Origin of the sequence: Pontibacter sp. E15-1 (genome assembly GCF_022601975.1) — a bacterium.
Taxonomy (GTDB): Bacteria; Bacteroidota; Bacteroidia; order Cytophagales; family Hymenobacteraceae; genus Pontibacter.
Window position 1 is genome coordinate 217,375 of the sequence record NZ_JAKVIR010000002.1, and the last position, 17,688, is coordinate 235,062.

The 17,688-nt window shown below is 51.9% G+C and carries 12 protein-coding genes and 1 pseudogene; 3 read left to right on the top strand and 10 right to left on the bottom strand.

What is annotated here, in order from left to right; all coding sequences use genetic code 11:
* Nucleotides 1-239: 239 nt before the first annotated feature.
* Together MKJ04_RS02435 and MKJ04_RS22925 are read right to left on the bottom strand one after the other, a co-directional pair.
* Nucleotides 240-2,864, bottom strand: a complete 2,625-nt coding sequence (locus MKJ04_RS02435; protein WP_241638965.1) for an MBG domain-containing protein — start codon at nucleotides 2,862-2,864, stop codon at nucleotides 240-242.
* A 681-nt stretch (nucleotides 2,865-3,545) separates the two neighbouring features.
* Nucleotides 3,546-4,244: pseudogene (locus MKJ04_RS22925) on the bottom strand (IPT/TIG domain-containing protein); the annotation flags it as partial.
* A 515-nt stretch (nucleotides 4,245-4,759) separates the two neighbouring features.
* On the opposite strand from MKJ04_RS22925, the gene MKJ04_RS02440 reads away from it, so the two are divergent.
* Complete coding sequence (locus MKJ04_RS02440; protein ID WP_241638966.1) at nucleotides 4,760-5,620, top strand: DUF2911 domain-containing protein; 861 nt, start codon at nucleotides 4,760-4,762, stop codon at nucleotides 5,618-5,620.
* A 76-nt stretch (nucleotides 5,621-5,696) separates the two neighbouring features.
* Here the strand turns inward: MKJ04_RS02440 and MKJ04_RS02445 are convergent, their stop codons facing one another.
* From MKJ04_RS02445 to mnmA, 5 genes are read right to left on the bottom strand one after another with little or no spacing between them, the layout of a single operon-like run.
* The gene (locus MKJ04_RS02445; RefSeq protein ID WP_241638967.1) at nucleotides 5,697-8,132 is read right to left on the bottom strand and encodes a TonB-dependent receptor; all 2,436 of its coding nucleotides are present in this window, start codon (nucleotides 8,130-8,132) and stop codon (nucleotides 5,697-5,699) included.
* 8 nt (nucleotides 8,133-8,140) lie between these two features.
* Nucleotides 8,141-8,797, bottom strand: coding sequence for a ribulose-phosphate 3-epimerase (rpe, locus tag MKJ04_RS02450; protein ID WP_241638969.1), 657 nt, complete (start codon nucleotides 8,795-8,797; stop codon nucleotides 8,141-8,143).
* Between the two features lie 60 nt (nucleotides 8,798-8,857).
* Entirely contained in the window at nucleotides 8,858-10,519 is a 1,662-nt protein-coding gene (locus MKJ04_RS02455; protein ID WP_241638971.1) for a S8 family serine peptidase, read from the bottom strand.
* A 2-nt stretch (nucleotides 10,520-10,521) separates the two neighbouring features.
* Entirely contained in the window at nucleotides 10,522-11,244 is a 723-nt protein-coding gene (locus tag MKJ04_RS02460; protein WP_241638973.1) for a hypothetical protein, read from the bottom strand.
* Complete coding sequence (gene mnmA, locus MKJ04_RS02465) at nucleotides 11,244-12,374, bottom strand: tRNA 2-thiouridine(34) synthase MnmA (RefSeq protein ID WP_241638975.1); 1,131 nt, start codon at nucleotides 12,372-12,374, stop codon at nucleotides 11,244-11,246. The genes MKJ04_RS02460 and mnmA overlap by 1 nt, the downstream gene beginning before the upstream one ends.
* A gap of 240 nt (nucleotides 12,375-12,614) precedes the next feature.
* Here mnmA and MKJ04_RS02470 point away from each other — a divergent pair, with 240 nt between their 5' ends.
* Both MKJ04_RS02470 and MKJ04_RS02475 read left to right on the top strand, forming a co-directional pair.
* Nucleotides 12,615-13,238: a hypothetical protein gene (locus MKJ04_RS02470; protein ID WP_241638978.1), complete on the top strand. Its 624-nt coding sequence runs from the start codon at nucleotides 12,615-12,617 to the stop codon at nucleotides 13,236-13,238.
* 191 nt (nucleotides 13,239-13,429) lie between these two features.
* Nucleotides 13,430-14,359: an alpha/beta hydrolase gene (locus MKJ04_RS02475; RefSeq protein ID WP_241638981.1), complete on the top strand. Its 930-nt coding sequence runs from the start codon at nucleotides 13,430-13,432 to the stop codon at nucleotides 14,357-14,359.
* Between the two features lie 407 nt (nucleotides 14,360-14,766).
* On the opposite strand, the gene trmB is transcribed toward MKJ04_RS02475, so the two are convergent.
* From trmB to MKJ04_RS02490, 3 genes are read right to left on the bottom strand one after another with little or no spacing between them, the layout of a single operon-like run.
* On the bottom strand, nucleotides 14,767-15,432 hold the full coding sequence (gene trmB, locus MKJ04_RS02480) for a tRNA (guanosine(46)-N7)-methyltransferase TrmB (RefSeq protein ID WP_241638984.1): 666 nt from the start codon (nucleotides 15,430-15,432) through the stop codon (nucleotides 14,767-14,769).
* 6 nt (nucleotides 15,433-15,438) lie between these two features.
* Nucleotides 15,439-16,731 (bottom strand): bifunctional folylpolyglutamate synthase/dihydrofolate synthase, encoded by a 1,293-nt coding sequence (locus MKJ04_RS02485; RefSeq protein ID WP_241638987.1) that lies wholly within the window; start codon nucleotides 16,729-16,731, stop codon nucleotides 15,439-15,441.
* A gap of 22 nt (nucleotides 16,732-16,753) precedes the next feature.
* Nucleotides 16,754-17,680 (bottom strand): hypothetical protein, encoded by a 927-nt coding sequence (locus tag MKJ04_RS02490; protein ID WP_241638990.1) that lies wholly within the window; start codon nucleotides 17,678-17,680, stop codon nucleotides 16,754-16,756.
* Nucleotides 17,681-17,688 lie beyond the last annotated feature (8 nt).

Consider the following 17,688-nt stretch of genomic DNA (forward strand, 5'->3'; position numbering starts at 1 on the left):
TCAGAATTAGCTGACAATGAATCGGTTGTTATAACAAATAGTATCCCCCTCCTGCCCTTTCCTTTTTTAATTAGCCCATTATAGCAGAAAGGAAGATGAAAAACCGCTTTTCAAGGGGCATCTCTGACGCAACCCAAAACAAGTGATTCTGCTCCTTGCCCACAGAAAACCAAATGCCTGGCACGCCGACTTCACAAAAGAAATCGATGCACCAGGCATTTCCTGTCAATCAGATTACACTATTTTTTCAGCACCATCTTTAGTGTCTGCACATCCGATGCCGTGATCAGACGGGCAATGTATACCCCCTCGGGCAGGCTACGGCTATCAAAGTCGTAGGTATACACCTTCCCTGCCTCAGTCACGCCAGCGTCCATTTTTCTCACCAAAGCGCCTTTCACGTCATATACCTCCAACACAAAGCTTTCTTCTGCCTGTGTGGAGAACGTGATGGCTGTGCGGTCATGGTATGGGTTGGGGTAATTGAGTAATTGCCTGGAGTCAGGCAACAAACCACCAGGTGCAGCCGAAACAAGTGAGGCGGTTGAGGCGCCGGATAAAGTGGAAGTGCCGCGCACGCTTATTTTACCACCCGCAATGTCCTGTAGTGCAGAAGTGGTTCCGTTCCAGTTGCTGGCATACAAAAGGCCGCCAGCAGGATCGGTTAACTTCACGCTGAACATGTCCTTGTACCCCGCCACTGTGGCTTCGACAACTTCTACTGTCAGATTCATGTTTCCGCCCAGACTAGTCCCATCCAGCAAGTTCGTAAGGTTTGCTTTAGTATTGAACACTGCCTTCTTCCCGACCACTGTCGCACCGTTCTTGTAATCGCTCAAAACCAGAGAGTTGATGGCGTTGCTCTTGATTTGATAGTTCACGCCGCCCGCTGTCCGGAAGATGATATTCGCCTGGCCCATCAGGTTTTTACCGCTCTTGTTGTACTTCATGGTAAAGCCAAAGTTCACTTTCTTTACGCTCCCGTTCGCAAGCGTTCCCATAGGCGCTTTTGCCACCAGGCTTCCCCCACCAGTAATATTGTCCTGACCGGGTATGGCTATGGTAATCGTGGCCGCGTCTCCGACTCCGGTATAATAGGACCCGCCTGACACCTTGTTCACCATGGGGTAAAAGGTAATCGTGCTTCCGCCATTGTTTGCATCGCTGCCGCTTAGGGTATAGGAGAACGTCTCGGAAGTGGCCATGCCTTGGGTATCATCATTTGTCGAAATATACCCAATGGCTCTACTCAAAGCCGCACTGTTTACAGCGGGGGCGGATATAGTGTTACCGGTTCTAAAATCGATCACGGCATTGCTAACGATCTTTCCGCGGTTTGCATCCGCAATATCCTGCGCAACAGCCGACAGGGTTACTTTCGCGGTGTTGGAGCTTGCAGAGCCGGTAGAGAAATAGTCTAAGCCAGAGTAAGCGATCGTGGCATCTTCTTCTGTCACCGTAAAGCTCCCAGCCACAGCTTTGCAACTGTAGTTAGCTGCAGCCATCGCGCTTATATTGGGAACAATGTTATACGTGCCGGCAGGGCATTGCGCAGTTCTGGTGCTGGAAAGTGATGCGGTGGTGCTCAGCGTAGGTACCCCGGAAACAACATCGCTGTTATCCCCATTCACAAAACCTGTGATGGTATAACCGAAGGCCGGCAACATGTCACTGTATTGCGTCGGCGTCGTAATGTCGTTTGCCTTCACCGTCAGTTCTGCCTTGTTCACGGTTAGGGTGTTTTGGCCGGTGTTGCCTGTATAGTTGTTCGAATCATTTGGCGTGAACGTCACGTCTATCGCATAAGGCAAAGCCGCAGCGTTCAACATGGTGTACCTCGTCACGACGGTAGCACCTATCTTATAGTCAAAAGAGCCTGCAACAGCGTGCCCTCTAAAAGACGCGGTGGCATTCAGTTTACCATCCAGATCAGTGCCATAGGTAATCGCAGCCAAATCAGACCAGGCGATTTCAGGGGTAGCCTTGTGCACCACTATCGCTACCGTTTCAGAAGCGGCGTTATAATTTGTGGTAGCGGCGGCTGTCACGGACAAGGTATGACTGCCAGCACTGAGTTTAACGCCAGCCGACGGATTATAGGTCAGGGCACCCGGTGCAGAACCACCTGCAATACCGGCTACCTCAGCATTTAGCTGCGTGTCAGACAAGGCGGTGCCATACGTAATAGCCACTGGTACTGCCCAGGTAATCACCTGATCCGCTTTTCCGATCACCAGATCCCTGCTTACGCTTTCCGCTTCGTAGTTGGCGTTGTCAAGGGAAGCGGTTACTGTATACTTGCCCGCCTCTGTTTTACCATTGTTGCTAATGCTCACTCCTGCCAGGTTAGCCGGAACCGTGGAAGCAGTAGCTGATTTAGAGGTGCCGTCGTAGGTATGCGACAGGTTGGCAAGCGATAAGGTGGCGGCGGCCTTGTTCACCTCGAAACGGATTACTTTATCAACCGCAGCCTGGTAGTTATCATTCCCGGCCTGAGCCGCCGTGATGCTGGCAGGGCCTGCTCCTGTAATACTTACCAATCCACTCTGGGCATTGTAACTGACGCCACCTGAGGTGCTGATAACCACTTGAAGCCCGGATGAGGCACTTGGGGCGATTGCAAAAGGCGCATCGCCGAATGTCTTGGACGTGATGGCCTCAAAGCTGATGGTCTGTGCAGCTTTGCTGGCACTCACGGTTTCTGTAACTACTGTGGCTGCGTTGTAATTGGCGTTACCTTCCTGGCTGTAGCTTACGGTGCCGCTTCCGGTACCACTGTTCATGGTATAGGTAGTGCCAACGTGGCTGAGCACGCCGCTGCTGCCGTAGCTCACCGGAAGCCCGGAAGATGCCGTCGCAGCCACAGTAAAGGTGCTGTTATATACCGAACTTGCCGGCGCAGGTGAAGTTACGCTAATCGTCTGGTTTGCTTTGCTCACGGTTAGACTAGCCATGCCAGAACTGGCTGCGAAATTGGTTTCTGCTGCAAAACTCGCCCCAACCCCCGTAGCATAAGTACCTGCCCCAATCGTGCCTAAACTTCTGTCAGATAATGTGGCTACGCCATTTACGTCCGTTATGGCTGAACCAACCGATGTGCCATTCAGTGTAAATAAAACTGTCTTGCCATTTAAGTTGGTTGTTCCAGATTTTAAAGTAGCAGAGACCGTAGTAGAACCACCATAAGATCCAGTAGCAGCGTTAACCGTTAGGGATGTAGGGGCTTGCGCCGGATTGACTGTTAAGCTATTGGTGCCACTGCTTAACGTATAATCTGTATTTCCAGCGAAACTGGCACTTATACCAGTTGTGTAAGTGCCTGGTAATATAGCGCCTAAACTTACATTATTAAGTATTGCATGTCCATTTCCATCTGTGATTGCCGAAGGAGAAACTATTGTTCCATTTAGTCTAAAGGTTACAGTTTTTCCAATTATACCTGCACCATTTGATGTAAGCGTTGCCTTTAGAGTAACGGTGCTGCCTTGAGTTCCTGTGGCAGAGCTTACAGATAAGTTACTACTGGCAGCCTGATAGCTAAAAGCATTGTTCTTAAAATCAGAGTCATTGTCTGAACGAGTAACTGTAACTTTTGAATTTCCAATTGCTGAAGCTTGTATTGGAGCGTTTGTGGTTAGCATTGTACCATTCTGACCAACAGTTGAAGCTGATACAGTTATTTTATCAAAAGTAACTTGGTATGTATAGTTAACTCGGCTGCTCCCCGTAAGACCATTAGTAGGAAATAAGTTTGTACCGTTAATGGTAACAGATGTGGTGGCATTGAATGGTCCACTATTAGGTGATACTGATGAAATGGTTACACCCCCAGGCCCATCCGTAAAAATTGTAGTCCCGCTATAGTCACTTTGTTTTCCTTGAGCTGTCAACATGAATTTCACTCCTAAGTGCCTTACTTCTATCGGGTATTCAATTTTCCAGGTGCCATCCTCACTCACCTGAATATCATGGAAGTCGTGGTTATGCTCATATTCAGGATCTTCTTCCAGGTGCACATCCACATATTCATCTAAAGACCAGCCGGAGCCTGATATAATGGTTATTTCCCCGGGTGCGTAATCGTCTTTGTCAGACGTGACCGTAGGCACCGACAGGCCTGCATCGGTATAGGCATTTTGAGCTTTTGCCACAAAGGCGGTAAGCAGGAACAGCACCACAACCAGCCCCCGCTGGACATTCTGGTACTGCCTGCAGGCATGCTGCAGTAAAATTTTTGATTTCATCTTCACATAAAGATTAGATTGTTTAGCATGGTGGGATACAAGCACAGCAATAGCCTCCACCAAGTCACATTGCTGTGGCGTTCAACGCAGCCTTAATTGTCTCTAGGTCTTCCTGGAAGCCTTGACAGACTACTTACACGTATCTAAAAAAATCAGGAAAAAATTAAAAATTGTAATGACGCTATAACTTTAACTCTAATCATCAGACGTTCGTAGAGTTCAAAATTACACCATGATAATACTATTTATTTTTTTAAAAAGTTCTCTTCTTTTAAATAATATTTTTAATGTTTACACAATATCAAACTAGGTATAAACTACTGATAAGCAATGATATGATACATTTCCGAGGTAAGCACGATATTGGAAATATATAATTAATACAGCATATACCTCAATTTTAGTTTACAGCGAATGTTGAAATTTCGTATATTAGCGGCATTACTGAATCTAGGGCATACTTTTGGCATTATTTTTTCACTTAAATTAATAAGACTCCGCATTATCATTTTAACATGAAGAGATTAACTTTCCTATTTCTGTTTTTTTTCTGTCTAACAGCGTATGATGTCACGGCACAGCTCGTGCTCCCCCAGGCCAGTCCTGCCGCAGTGGTCAAGCAAACCATTGGCCTCACCGACATTACTGTAGAATATCATGCCCCGAGCGTAAAAGGGCGAAAAGTTTTCGGATCATTAGTACCCTATGGCTCCCTTTGGCGGGCGGGGGCCAACGAGGCCACGCTGATTACCTTTACCGACGAACTGTTCCTGAACCATGAGCGAGTGCCGGCCGGAACCTACTCCTTCTTCATTTTCCCACAAAGTGATTCGCTCTGGCAGGTGGTCCTGAACAAAGACACCGGCCTGTGGGGCTTGGAGGGGTATAACGAACTGGATGATGTGGCCTATCTGGAGGTGAAGCCTAAAAAAACTCCTTTTCAGGAGACCATGCAATTTTCATTTTCCGATATCGACACAAACAAAGGGAAGCTCAATCTTTCCTGGGAGAACAAGACGGTATCGCTGAGTATCGAAACAGAGATAGAGAAAAAAGCGCTTGCCAACATTAACGATGCCCTGACCAAGGCAAGCACGGATGATTGGTATATCTGGGCGCAGGCCGCCGAGTATATGCTTCCCCGCAAAGAGCACCATCAGAAAGCACTGGATTGGATCAACAAGTCCATTGCCATCAAAGACAACTTTTATAACAACTGGATAAAGGCCAAGCTGTACGCCTATAACAATGAGTACCAGATGGCATTCAACCTCACAGCCAAAGCTATGAAACTCGGCCCGTCGGAACCAGAGAGCTACAAAGAGTACGCCCGGCAAATAGAAACCGCGTACAACGATTGGAAAAAGAGAAAGTAGACTCACCATACGTAAAAAGCAGCAGCGGGAAGTATGATTTATACCTCCCGCTGCTGCTTTTTACGTAGATGCAGGGTTAAAACTTAGCCACAAAACGGAGGTTAAGGCGACGCCCCGTCAGGAAGTTTGGCACGGCGTAGGTCAGGTTGTTCACGTCGCTCACATAGGTATACGACACGCGGTTACGGGCATCGATCAGGTTGAGCACCTCAAGCCCAATCCAGAGGCTTTCCAGCGACGCCCGCTTGCGTTCCACCAGGTCGCTCTCCAGCACGATCAGTTTAGAGAAGCCGATGTCGATCCGCTTGTAGGACTTCCCGTCAAACGCGTTCCGGTATTCCGGACGGCGGGGCGGCCCAAAGGGAAGCCCGCTGCCATACACCAGGTTTAGGCTCATCCGGATGGTGGGGTTGTCGGGCAGGTGGTCCTGAAAGAAAACGCCGATGTTCAGCAACTGATCGGTTGGCCTTCGGATATAGCCCAACTCCTCCTTTCCAACCACTTCGCCCTGTGCACTGTACCGCGAAAGCGAATCCCCGACCAGGTTCTCCTTCGTGGTGAGCAGGCCCAGGCTCAACCACGACTCGGCACCAGGTATAAATTCCCCGTTCACGCGCACATCAAACCCTGCGGCATAGGCCTTGGCGTTGTTCAGGGCAAAGTAGCGCAGCCGCACATTGTCAATGTCATACGGCACCACGTTTGTCATCCACTTGTAATAGGCCTCTGCCGTCAGTTTGAAATCCCGGTCCCAGGCCTTGAACAGGTAATCGCTCCCGACGATGGCATGCACCGAGCGTTGCGCTTTCAGCTTGGCGTTCAGTTGCCCCTCGGGGTTGCGCAGCTCACGGTAAAATGGCGGCTGGTAGTATACCCCCAGCGCGGCCTTAAAAGACAGGTCCGGATTTTGGCGGGTGATGAACGAATACTGGACGCGCGGCGAAACATCGAGCTCACCGTTGAAATCCCAGTAGGTGGCGCGCAGCCCGTAGGTGATTGTCCGGAGCGAGTCCAGCTCGATGGTGTGCTGCACAAAACCACTGTAGCGCAGGGTGTTCAGGTTGAGCTTTGACTTCAGAAAATACGTTTGCGTCACGAAATCAGCAGAATCGGCAAAGCCATACTCCGACAGCTCATCCGCAATGTTCTCGGAGCCAAGCTTGGCCCCAAACTGCACCTTGCTGCGCTGTCCCGACTGCCAGGTGTTGCGTATCTCAGCCGTCCCGATGCGGGCTAAGAGCGTGTTGCGGGCATGGTCATACTGTGTTCCAAAACCCAGTTCCTGCTGACACTCGCCCACATTGTTTCCGGTGGTGCTCACATCGCAGAGCCGGTAAAACGCCTCCACCTCTCGGAACTCGCGCTCCCACGAATGCACCGCCGACAGAATGAGCTCTGAGGTATAGGATACCGAAAACCGATGCGATAGGTTCAGGCCGCCCTGGTAAGTGGAATATTCCATCAGTTCGCGCCCCTCAAACCCAATCGACAGCCGCAAGGGGGCCTGCCGCGTGCCAAACGTTGTCACCTGCGACTCCGGCTCCACGGCGTAATTGTTGCGCGCGTAACTCCCCAGCAGGTTAAGCATGGTGCGGCCCCGGCGCAGGCTGTCCTTGCTCAGGTCAATGGTGAGGTAGGCTTGCGCATCGGTATAGACAGGGTTATACATCCCATCCACGGGTAGGGCCTGCAGAAGGTATTTGCCGTTTTTGTGCCGCGCCCCCACCAAGTAAGTAACTCTCTTGTTTTTGGATGTGGCCTCCAGGTGGACAGTGCCACCTGTCAGGCTTCCGCTCACCGAGCCCGCAAATTCCTTGGGCTGTTTGTACTGGATGTTAAGCACCGACGAAAGCTTGTCGCCATACTTCGGTTGCCAGCCGCCAGAGGAGAAGGCGATGTCGCCCACCAGGTCGGGGTTCACGAAGCTGAGGCCCTCCTGCTGGGCCGCTGAGATCAGGAAAGGCCGGTAAATCTCAATGTTGTTGACGTAGACCAAGTTCTCGTCGTAGTTGCCGCCGCGCACCGAGTAGGTGCTGGAAAGCTCGTTGTTACTGCTCACCCCGGGCAAAGTAACGAGCACCTTGTTGAAATCGCCGAAGGCGGAAGGCAGGTTTTTGATGTCGCGTGGGTCTAGCTTAGTCATGCTGGCCTGCTCCCGGGTGTCTTGCCCGTTTTTTCCGCGCACATCCAGCGTGCCCAACTGCTGCGGGTCGGGTTGCAGGGTCAGTTCCAGCCTTAGCTCCTGGTTTGGCGTTAGCTGCACCTGCTTCTCCAGCCCGACGTAGCCCAAGTACTTCACACGCAGGATGAGCGCTTTCTGTGCCGGAACCCGCAACGTAAAGGTGCCGTCAACCTTTGTTTGCGTGGCCAGCGACGTTCCCTGTATGGCTACCGTGGCCAATTCAAGCGGCTGAAGCTCCGGGGTTAAGACTTTTCCGGTCAGAAGCGCATGCTGCGCTGAAACTGCTAACGGCAAAAGTAACAGAAACCACACCGGCAGAAATTTCAGCATGATATAGGTTATTTAGCGGACGACTTAAGCGAGGCGATGGTTTGGATCGGGTCTGGGGAAGAGAACACGTAGCTTCCGGCCACCAGCACATCCGCACCTTTCTCCAGCAATAGCGGGGCCGTCTCTTCGTTCACGCCCCCATCCACCTCGATCAGGGCGTGTGCGTTGCGGGAAATGATCAAGTCTTTTAAAGCCTCTACTTTTCGGTAGGTGTTGTGTATAAACTTCTGGCCGCCAAAACCTGGGTTCACCGACATGACCAGCACCAGGTCCAGGTCTGCGATCACATCTTCCAAAAGATGCACTGGGGTGTGCGGGTTCAGGGCTACCCCGGCCTTCGCACCCGTCGCCTGTATCTGCTGAATGGTGCGGTGCAGGTGATCGCAGGCTTCTATATGCACCGTAATCCAGTCTGCGCCAGCCGTCCTGAACCGCTCGATGTATAGCTCCGGCTCCACGATCATCAGGTGCACATCCAGCGGCTTCTGCGCATACCGCTTCACGGCTTCCATCACCGGAAATCCGAAGGAGATGTTCGGCACGAAACGGCCGTCCATGATATCGATGTGCAGCCAGTCGGCCTGGCTCTTGTTCAGCATCTCTACCTCAGCTTGCAGGTTTGCAAAGTCAGAGGCTAAAATAGAAGGGGCTATATATGGGGTCATACCAACAAAGGTAGTTTTTTAATTGATTTTTCCTTTAAAATAAGACGCTCCGGCAGGCACTTACAGTTTAACGAACCGCAGGGTCAGTACCCGGTTTCCAGAGCGCACCCGGCAAAAATACAGGCCAGCCTTCAGCTGATGCGGCGCCAGTTGCAGCACCTGTTCCCGCTGCGCCGAAGCGAAGCGTTGATGGGCAAGCTGCTTGCCGGTTACGTCCAGTATTTGCACTTCCATAGGCTGGCTCCAGAGTTCCTGACTCAGCGCCAGCACCAGAGGCTGGTCTCTGACAGGATTGGTGATGTAGGCGTGGCCAGGTAGAGGCGCTTCCGGTAAGGCATTGAGTGTTTTGCCATACGTAGGGAGGCCATACCCCACCGCACTGTCAGGCATGGCCGCATTGCTTCCGCTCTGCCGAATCTGGTCTATCAGCTGAATGTTGGTTCTGCCCAGGTTCGTTTGCCAGAGGCAGGCGGCAAAGCCCGCCATAATCGGCCCCGAAAAGGATGTGCCGTTGGACTTGATCACTTCACCGGCCGAAGAGAGCACATAGGCGTTTTTCCCGAGGGCCACCACGTCCGGCTTTAGCTGTCCGTCGGCAGACGGGCCGAATGAGCTGAACCCGGCCTTTATACCCAGGGAATCCACTGCACCCACCGTCAGCACGGAATCAGCATCTGCGGGGGAGGCGATATACTGCCAGGGCTTGTTGCCTTCGTTTCCGGCACTCACCACCACCAGCATCCCGGTGGAGGCGGCCATATCCGCTGCCCTGGCGACAAGCGTGGTATTTCCGTCCAGGTCCTGGTAGGTATAACTTACGGAGGGGCTATCGAAGGTGGTATAGCCGAGGGAGGAGTTGATGACATCAGCCCCGGCGCTATCGGCGTACTCGGCGGCAAGCAGCCAGTTGATCTCCTCGACATGATGCTCAGAGGCGGCGTCTTCGGTGCGCAGCAGCAGGTAATTTGCGGCGTAAGCCGTCCCGATCATCTGGCCGGGAGCGTAGGCGGCCATTGTTGAGAGCACTGCAGTGCCATGGGCATTTGCGCCATACACGTCCTGCCCTTTCTGCACGAAGTCGAACGTGCCTCTTATTTTTTTCTCCTGAAAGAGATGGGAAAAAGCAGCCAGGGTGTTCACCTCAGGAAAGCCTGCATCCAGGACGGCGATGGTCATCCCTTCGCCGGTATAGCCTGCCGCATGCAGCTCCGTGGCGCCCAGCATATTGGCCTGATGAAAGGCGAGGCCGTAATCCCCCTGCCCCAGCGCCACATTGGAGGTATAGGGCAAGGCTTCCATTTCCTGCAGGTATTTGCGCTTCAATTCCGTGGCCGGGGTGGCTATCCTGTTCAGGGTTCGCGTCTTTTTGACGAAAGGCAAGGCCTCAATTTCCTGAAGCTTTTGTGCTGAGCACTGCACTACGGCCGCATTAAACCAGCGGGAGGTATACAGAACCCGTACCCCTTCGTTCTGCACGGCAGTCACATAAGCCGGGTCCACCGGCAGGTCGCGGACCGAAAGCGGAATCTGTTGCCGCTGCCGGCGCTCCAGGGCTTTTGCCGACAGGAAATCCTGTGGCTGCGAAATTGAAAAAGGGGTGTTGGCCTTATCCGTGAAATAAACCAGTCGTTTCTGCTCCTCCGCTGCCTGGCTTCCCCCCTGCCCGAAAACAGAAAGTACTGTGCAATACAGCATGCCAAGGGAGAAGAGCAGCCGCCGCATTGCTATTTGCTTGAGTATGAAATAAGCTCCTCGTGCCGCTCATGCCCGTCGAGCTTGTAGTCCTCGCCAAACGGACAGGTATTGCTCCCCGTCGTTTCGTTGCAGTATACCACACGGTTGAAGATGCGGTATATCCTGCCCACGCCCTCAGCGTAAACCTCGCGGCGCTCGTCCAGCTGCACAAGGTTTTTGGTGGGGGTACCCTGAATCACGGTAACGGTGTTGCCGTAAGTCTGGTCGCTCACCGTGTAAGGCTCTCCGGCGGCGGCATAGGTATAGGTCTCTTTCTGATCTATATTCACAGTGTGGTTGTTATACGCATCGCCTTGCCAGGTCTTCCCGGTTCGCACCGGAAACACCAGTTTCACATACCGGGTGTTGTCCTGCGTCAGCAGGAGGCTTGAGACAGAACGCGAAACAACCAGTACGGAGTCCTCTTTCCAGGGACTCTCTGCATCTGGCCGTACCGAGCGTATAATCTTATAGTTCAGGGTGTTGGTCTGGTCGAGGAAAGTCGTGTCTACGCGCTCCTGCATCTGAAAGCGCAGGGTATCGCCTTCGTCGTTCTTGAACTGGATGTCTGTGACCTGATAGACACGGGTATCGCCGACGGCCAATGGATAATAGCCATAGCCCATCGCCTCCGGATCGGATTCTTTGTACTTTTCCTCACAGCCAGCGAAAAAGCCAGTCAGCGCGAGCACGAGCAGTAGCGCTTTTCTCATTATTGCAGCACCTCCAGTTTATAATATTCGTGGTTGTAGTTCGACTCGATCCAGCCGCCCCCCACCACGTCGTCGCCTTCGTAGAAGACAGCCGCCTGTCCGGGCGCAATGGCATGCACCCCCGTCAGGAAGTGAACCTTCATCTTATCGCCCACCTGCTCTATGATGGCCTCCGTGCCCCCGTCGTTATACCGTACTTTGGTTACCGTGGAGATGGGCCGGTCGATAAGGTCCTCATACTTGGAGAGGCTGAGCTTGCCAACTGTCATGGCGTTTTTGGCGAGGTCCTCGTAATTGCCGAGCACCACCTGGTTAGTGTCTTTATCGATCCGGGTCACATATACCGGAAAGCCCAGCGCAACGCCAAGGCCCTTGCGCTGCCCGATGGTATAAAACGGATAGCCTTCGTGCGTGCCGACGACGGTACCGTCTTCCAGCACAAACTTGCCACCTGCCACGCGCTCCTCCAGCCCTTCTACCCTTCGCTTCAGGAAACCGCGGTAGTCGTTGTCAGGGATAAAGCAGATTTCATACGATTCGGGCTTGTTCACCAACTCCGTAAACCCACGGTCGAGCGCCATCTGGCGTATTTCGGACTTGTGCAGCTTGCCCAGCGGGAAGATAGTGCGGCTCAGGCTCTTTTGCGAAATGCCCCACAGCGCATACGACTGGTCTTTGTGCTCGTCAAGCCCTTTAGAGATGATATAGCGGCCATTTTCCTCGCGCACGTTGGCATAGTGGCCCGTCGCGATAAAGTCACAGCCAAGCTGATCGGCACGGCGCAGCAGCGCGTCCCATTTGATGTGCGTGTTGCAAAGCACACACGGGTTTGGCGTGCGGCCCGCCAAATACTCATCGGTAAAATGGTTGATCACAAAATCCCCGAACTCATCGCGGATGTCGATGATATAATGCGGAAACCCGAGCTGAACGGCGATGTTCCGGGCATCGTTAATCGAGTCGAGGCTACAACAGCCCGTCTCTTTCTTGCTTGCGCCACTGGAGGCATAGTCCCAGGTTTTCATGGTCATCCCCACTACCTCGTAGCCCTGCTCATGCAGCATCACGGCGGCCACCGAACTATCGATGCCCCCGCTCATGGCTACCAATACCCTTCCTTTGTTACTCATCTATATAAAAAGTGTATTTCTGCTTAATAAATTTTTAATAATGCAAATATAGCAACAACTATAGAGTTATAAAGATTCAGGAATGCAAAAAAGGGCATGCCCGGGCGCGAATGCTGTGGCAAAATGGGCCTTTAGGAGAAAAATAAGGCAAAAAAGTGGCATCGTTCGGGAAATGGGATTTACTTTGAGTAACATTTCTGAAATTAAGCAATTCATCACCTTATATAATTCAACAGTACCATGGGCTTACGTACCTCTGTGATAGTGAATGGCATAAACAACCTGAGTGATGCACGCTACTGTGCGGGCATGGGGGTTGATATCATCGGTTTCAACCTGAAGCTGGACGACCCTGAGCGTATGCAACCCGAGGCCCTGAAAGAAATAACCGGCTGGATATCTGGTGTTAAGGTGGCTGGGGAGTTTACCCGTGCGCGGCCCGAGATGATCAATGACATGGCCGAAGATTTTGGGCTTGACTATATCCAGCTGGACACGCCTTACCTGATCGATGAGATCGAGGAGATCACCCGGCCTGTCATCCAGAAGATCTTCATCAACAAAGACACCGTTGAGAGCGAGCTGCTGGAGATGATGGAGTTATACAGTCCGGTGGTGCATGCGTTTATCGTGTACTCTGACGACTTCAAGACAGTGGACGAAACCAACATGAAATTCCTGAAAAGCATCTCCAGGGAGTTTACCGTATATATCGGGTTCGGTATCGACAAAACGAACATCAACGCCACGCTGAGCAAAATTAAACCTGCCGGGATTGGCCTGCACGGAGGCCATGAGATCAAGCCCGGACTGAAGGACTTTGATGAACTTCAGGATATTTTCGAGGAGATTGAGGAAGCCTAATGCAGATTCTCTGCTTTTAGTGGCGCTTTATTCAGTAAAACCTAAATTACTGTATAGCAACATATTGTATTGACATATTTGGGTATAAACTTCCTCTGATAAGGAATGATGCTTCTGCTAAACTAAATTGAGATTATACCCTGCGCTATATGGCGTGCAATTATTGTCGCATCACTTTTAACCTATACCCCATGAAAAAACTTCGTTTCCCTCTCCTGGCCGCCATTATCACGCTGATGCCTTTTGCCACGTCGTACGGCCAGAAAATTCCGGTGGAGCTTCCTTTATACACCAAAGGTATACCAAACGAGAAACCTGGCCCTGACGAGGAAAAAACGGCAACCACAAACGGTATCCTGCGCATCAGCAATGTGCGCACGCCAAGCGTATATGTATATCTTCCGGCTCCCGAAATAGCAACTGGCACTGCTGTGCTGATATGCCCCGGTGGCGGGTATGGCATTTTGGCTGCGAGCCATGAGGGGCATGATGTAGCGAAAAAATTTAAAGAGCAGGGAATTGCCGCCTTCGTTCTGAAGTACCGCCTGCCCGATGCCAAAACGTCTTCCGATCCTTCCATCGCACCGCTTCAGGATGCTCAACAGGCACTCGGCATGATTAGGGACAGCGCCACGGCCTGGCACCTGAACCTAAACAAAGTAGGGATTATGGGATTTTCTGCCGGCGGGCACCTGGCAGCTACCGTGGGAACTCATTTTCAGAAATCTTATCTACCCAATGCTGCGAAGGAGGCAAATGTGCGCCCAGATTTTATGCTGCTGCTATACCCCGTGATCAGTAGCGACAAGGCCATCGCGCACCAGGGTTCCTTCGACAAATTATTGGGCAAAGAGGCGTCGCAGGCGCGGCTACTTGAATTTTCGAACGAGAAAAAGGTGACACCACAAACTCCGCCAACGTTCCTGGTGCATGCTTCCGACGATAAAGCAGTACCAGCCCAGAACAGTATCGTCTTTTACGAAGCCTTGCTCCAGAACAACGTGCCTGCCGAACTCCATATCTATCAAAATGGCGGGCACGGCTTTGGCCTGAATAACCCCACCACCTCTGATGTATGGTTCGAGCGCTGCATTAACTGGATGAAGAGTAACAAACTATAACGACGTGCTGAATTAGCCAGCGAGTACATCAAAACCAAAGGCCCACGGATTGTATGATTCGTGGGCCTTTTATTTTGATAGTAGATGATGGTGACCAACATTGTGCTCTTATCATGCACTCGGGAATAGCTGTAGGTTACTTCTAATCTTGAACTATTTATTTTCATAGCTTGCTGTGCGCTCCACGCCCGCTGGGGCGCGTTTTCCCGCTCAGCACTGTGTAGCTGAAGCTGCCTTCGCCCTGCTCAGGCTGCCTCACTGCGTTCGGCACCGCAACATCTACAAGGTGCCTCTCGGAAAAACTGGGTATCATTTTACCCTGATTTAGCTAAACTATACTTATCCAAAGCAGAAAAACTCATTTGAAAGCGAGTTAACGCACAACTATTCCAGAGTTCACGTTACCTTTAGTTAAACCGAAACTGAAGGTACTTAATGGGCACACCTTCAGCCAGATACCGCTTTTCATAGGTGGTATAAATACTCATGGTATGTTGCTGTAGATCAGAGGTATAAAGATCGTCAGTATAGAGCAAATCTCTGATTTTTCCTTTTAGTTCGTGCTGTAACGTCTCGAGGGTAAAGGCATATAGGGCAAGGTTGTCTGTCTTGAGGTGCAGGATGCCGTCTGGCTTCAGGATTTTCTGGTATAAGTTCAGGAAACGCGGTGAGGTTAGCCGTCGCTTAATATCCCGGTCGCGCGGGCGGGGGTCCGGAAAGGTTATCCAGATTTCATCTACCTCATCAGTGTCGAAGTTATCCTCCAGCTGCTCTATAAAAGTGCGCAAAAAAGCCACATTGCTCAGGTCTTCGCTCTCAGCTAGGGTGCTTCCTTTCCAGAGGCGTGCTCCCTTTATATCGCTCCCAATAAAATTCTTCTCCGGAAAGAGGCGCGCCATCCCCACCGTATACTCACCGCGGCCACAACCTACTTCCAGAATCAAAGGCTTGTTATTATCAAAATGGAGCGCACGCCATTTTCCTTTCAGTTGCCCATAGCGCTCGTCGCCCGGCTCCACCACGTTCTCCCGCTCCCCGATGGCAGCAAATTTTGCTAGTTTAGATCTTCCCATGAAGTTTTAAAGTTCCTCAATTTCTGCGACCACAAAGGTACTGCCGCCAATGAAAATAACCTCATCCGGGGCTGCATTTGCCCTGGCTGCCGCTATTGCCTCAGCTACGGTATTATACCCATTGCCTTGCAGCCCGACGGTTTGGGCCATGTCTAGTAATTGCGCCACAGGCAAAGCCCTTGGGATAGCGGCCTGGCAAAAATAGTAAGTATACTCAGCAGGTAACAGTTGCAGTATACCGGAGATGTCCTTGTCGTTGACGGCTCCAAACACCATGTGTACCTGCCTTGCGTTAATCCCCCTGAGCTGCTTCAGTATTTGTTTTATACCATCCTCGTTGTGCCCTGTATCACAAATGGTTAAGGGTCGCTTCGCGAGCACTTGCCAACGCCCTTTAAGTCCTGTCAAAGTCTTCGTGTTAGCCAGGCCACTCCGCACAGCTGTATGGGAAATATGCCATCCGCGCTTGTGCAGCAACACCAGAGCCTGTAAAACCCCCGGTAAGTTGTGTTTTTGGTAAATACCTGCCAGGTCAATCTCCAGGCCGGGCAAAAACGATTTCTCATCATGGTATACCTGCAAGACCTGGCGCTCGTGCGTGGCTTCGGTCACCTCTATCCTGAAATGGTCCGGTGCAAAATAGATGGGCGCACCTACTTCCTCGGCCTTCGCCTCAAACACCTCCTGCGCCTCCTCCTGTCTCGTGCTGATCACGGTGGGAATGCCCGATTTAATGATACCGGCTTTTTCGGAAGCGATCGCACTGATGGTATGGCCCAAAAGGGCTTGATGATCATAGCCAATGTTGGTGATCAGGCACAGCTCCGGCGTAATGATATTGGTAGAATCCAGCCGCCCCCCAAGCCCGACTTCGATCACGGCCACCTCCACCTCTTGATCAGCGAAATACCGGAAGGCGAGTGCCACCGTCATCTCAAAGAAGGAAGGTTGCACGCGCTCAAAAAGCTGCTGGTGCTGCTGTACAAAATCGATAAGGTAGCGCTCAGGCAGTTCCTCGCCGTTTATGCGGATGCGCTCCGTGAACGACTTCAGGTGCGGCGAGGTATACAGCCCGGTTTTGTAACCAGACTCCTGGAGCACGGCGGCGAGCATGTGGGAGCTGCTGCCTTTCCCGTTTGTGCCCGCCACATGTATAGACTTAAACTGATGCTGTGGCTGGCCCAGCGCTTCACAAAGTGTTTCGATATTGTCCAGGCTCTTCTTAAAAGCAGCATTGCCGATGCGTTGGAACATCGGCAATTGCTGGTATAGGTAATCAAGGCACTCCTGATAGGTCATAGGTAAAGGTACTGGGCGCGGCTTAGCGCGAGGTAATTCTAAATGTCACGACGCCAGAGGCTCCGGAATTGACGGTGCCGGAACCTGTACGGCTAAATGTGGTTTTCTGCAGCTGCTCTTTGTACCAGGCCACCACCTGCGGCGACACATTACTTTCAAGCACGGTGATTCCCTCCAGGTTTCCGTCTGCGTCGATCTTGATCGAGAACTTGACGAGGCCCGTCACATTGCTGTAAGGGTCTTTGCGGGGCTCAATGTCATAGCGCCAGCCCGGCATGTTCAAGGATCCGCCTCCGCCGCCACCCGCTTTGCCGTAAAGTGACTTGGCGTCTACTTTTCCTTCCGGATCGCCTTTGTCGCCAACGGCTCCGTCGTTATCTCCGTTATTGTTGCCGGTAGCGGCATCTGAAGAACCGTTTTTGCCATTGCCTGTACTGTTGGTAGGCTTGCCGGGGTATAAAGACTTCGGCTTTTCAGGCTCCTTTTTAACAACTTCTTCCTTTGGCTCCGCCTTGGGCTGAGGCTTCGCCTCTTCCTTTGTTGGCTGCGGCTTTAGTTGTGGCTTCACTACTTCCTTCACCGATACCGGGGCTTCGGCCGTGGTCGTGGTTACCTTAGGCGTTTCCACGGGTTGCGGAGGCGAAGGCGGTGTTGGCTTGGCCACTGGCTGAGGGTCTGGCAGTGGGTCAGGCTGCGTTGGGGCTGGTTTGCTGTCCTCTGTGTTTTTGGAGGGGTTCGGGGTGGCCAGGGTCTGTACATCCCCGCTTCCCACAGCATCTAAGCCGAAATTCAGCTCAATCCCGTACTCGGGTGCAGGTGGGTCGGGAGCGCTCCAGGCCAGCATATAAATCAGAAAAAGCAAGAGCAGCACATGCATGCCGATGCTCACACCGGCAGCAATGCGCTTGTTCTTCTCTTCTTCTTCTATTGGGTAAGGGGCAATGGCCATATTCCGTT

Excerpts from the sequence above, each read along its gene's own strand:
- MKJ04_RS02445 (WP_241638967.1), bottom strand. The coding sequence starts at position 8,132 with ATGCTGAAATTTCTGCCGGTGTGGTTTCTGTTACTTTTGCCGTTAGCA.
- rpe (WP_241638969.1), bottom strand. The coding sequence starts at position 8,797 with ATGACCCCATATATAGCCCCTTCTATTTTAGCCTCTGACTTTGCAAAC.
- MKJ04_RS02490 (WP_241638990.1), bottom strand. The coding sequence starts at position 17,680 with ATGGCCATTGCCCCTTACCCAATAGAAGAAGAAGAGAAGAACAAGCGC.
- MKJ04_RS02470 (WP_241638978.1), top strand. The coding sequence starts at position 12,615 with ATGGGCTTACGTACCTCTGTGATAGTGAATGGCATAAACAACCTGAGT.
- MKJ04_RS02455 (WP_241638971.1), bottom strand. The coding sequence starts at position 10,519 with ATGCGGCGGCTGCTCTTCTCCCTTGGCATGCTGTATTGCACAGTACTT.
- MKJ04_RS02460 (WP_241638973.1), bottom strand. The coding sequence starts at position 11,244 with ATGAGAAAAGCGCTACTGCTCGTGCTCGCGCTGACTGGCTTTTTCGCT.
- MKJ04_RS02485 (WP_241638987.1), bottom strand. The coding sequence starts at position 16,731 with ATGACCTATCAGGAGTGCCTTGATTACCTATACCAGCAATTGCCGATG.
- MKJ04_RS02475 (WP_241638981.1), top strand. The coding sequence starts at position 13,430 with ATGAAAAAACTTCGTTTCCCTCTCCTGGCCGCCATTATCACGCTGATG.
- MKJ04_RS02440 (WP_241638966.1), top strand. The coding sequence starts at position 4,760 with ATGAAGAGATTAACTTTCCTATTTCTGTTTTTTTTCTGTCTAACAGCG.
- trmB (WP_241638984.1), bottom strand. The coding sequence starts at position 15,432 with ATGGGAAGATCTAAACTAGCAAAATTTGCTGCCATCGGGGAGCGGGAG.
- mnmA (WP_241638975.1), bottom strand. The coding sequence starts at position 12,374 with ATGAGTAACAAAGGAAGGGTATTGGTAGCCATGAGCGGGGGCATCGAT.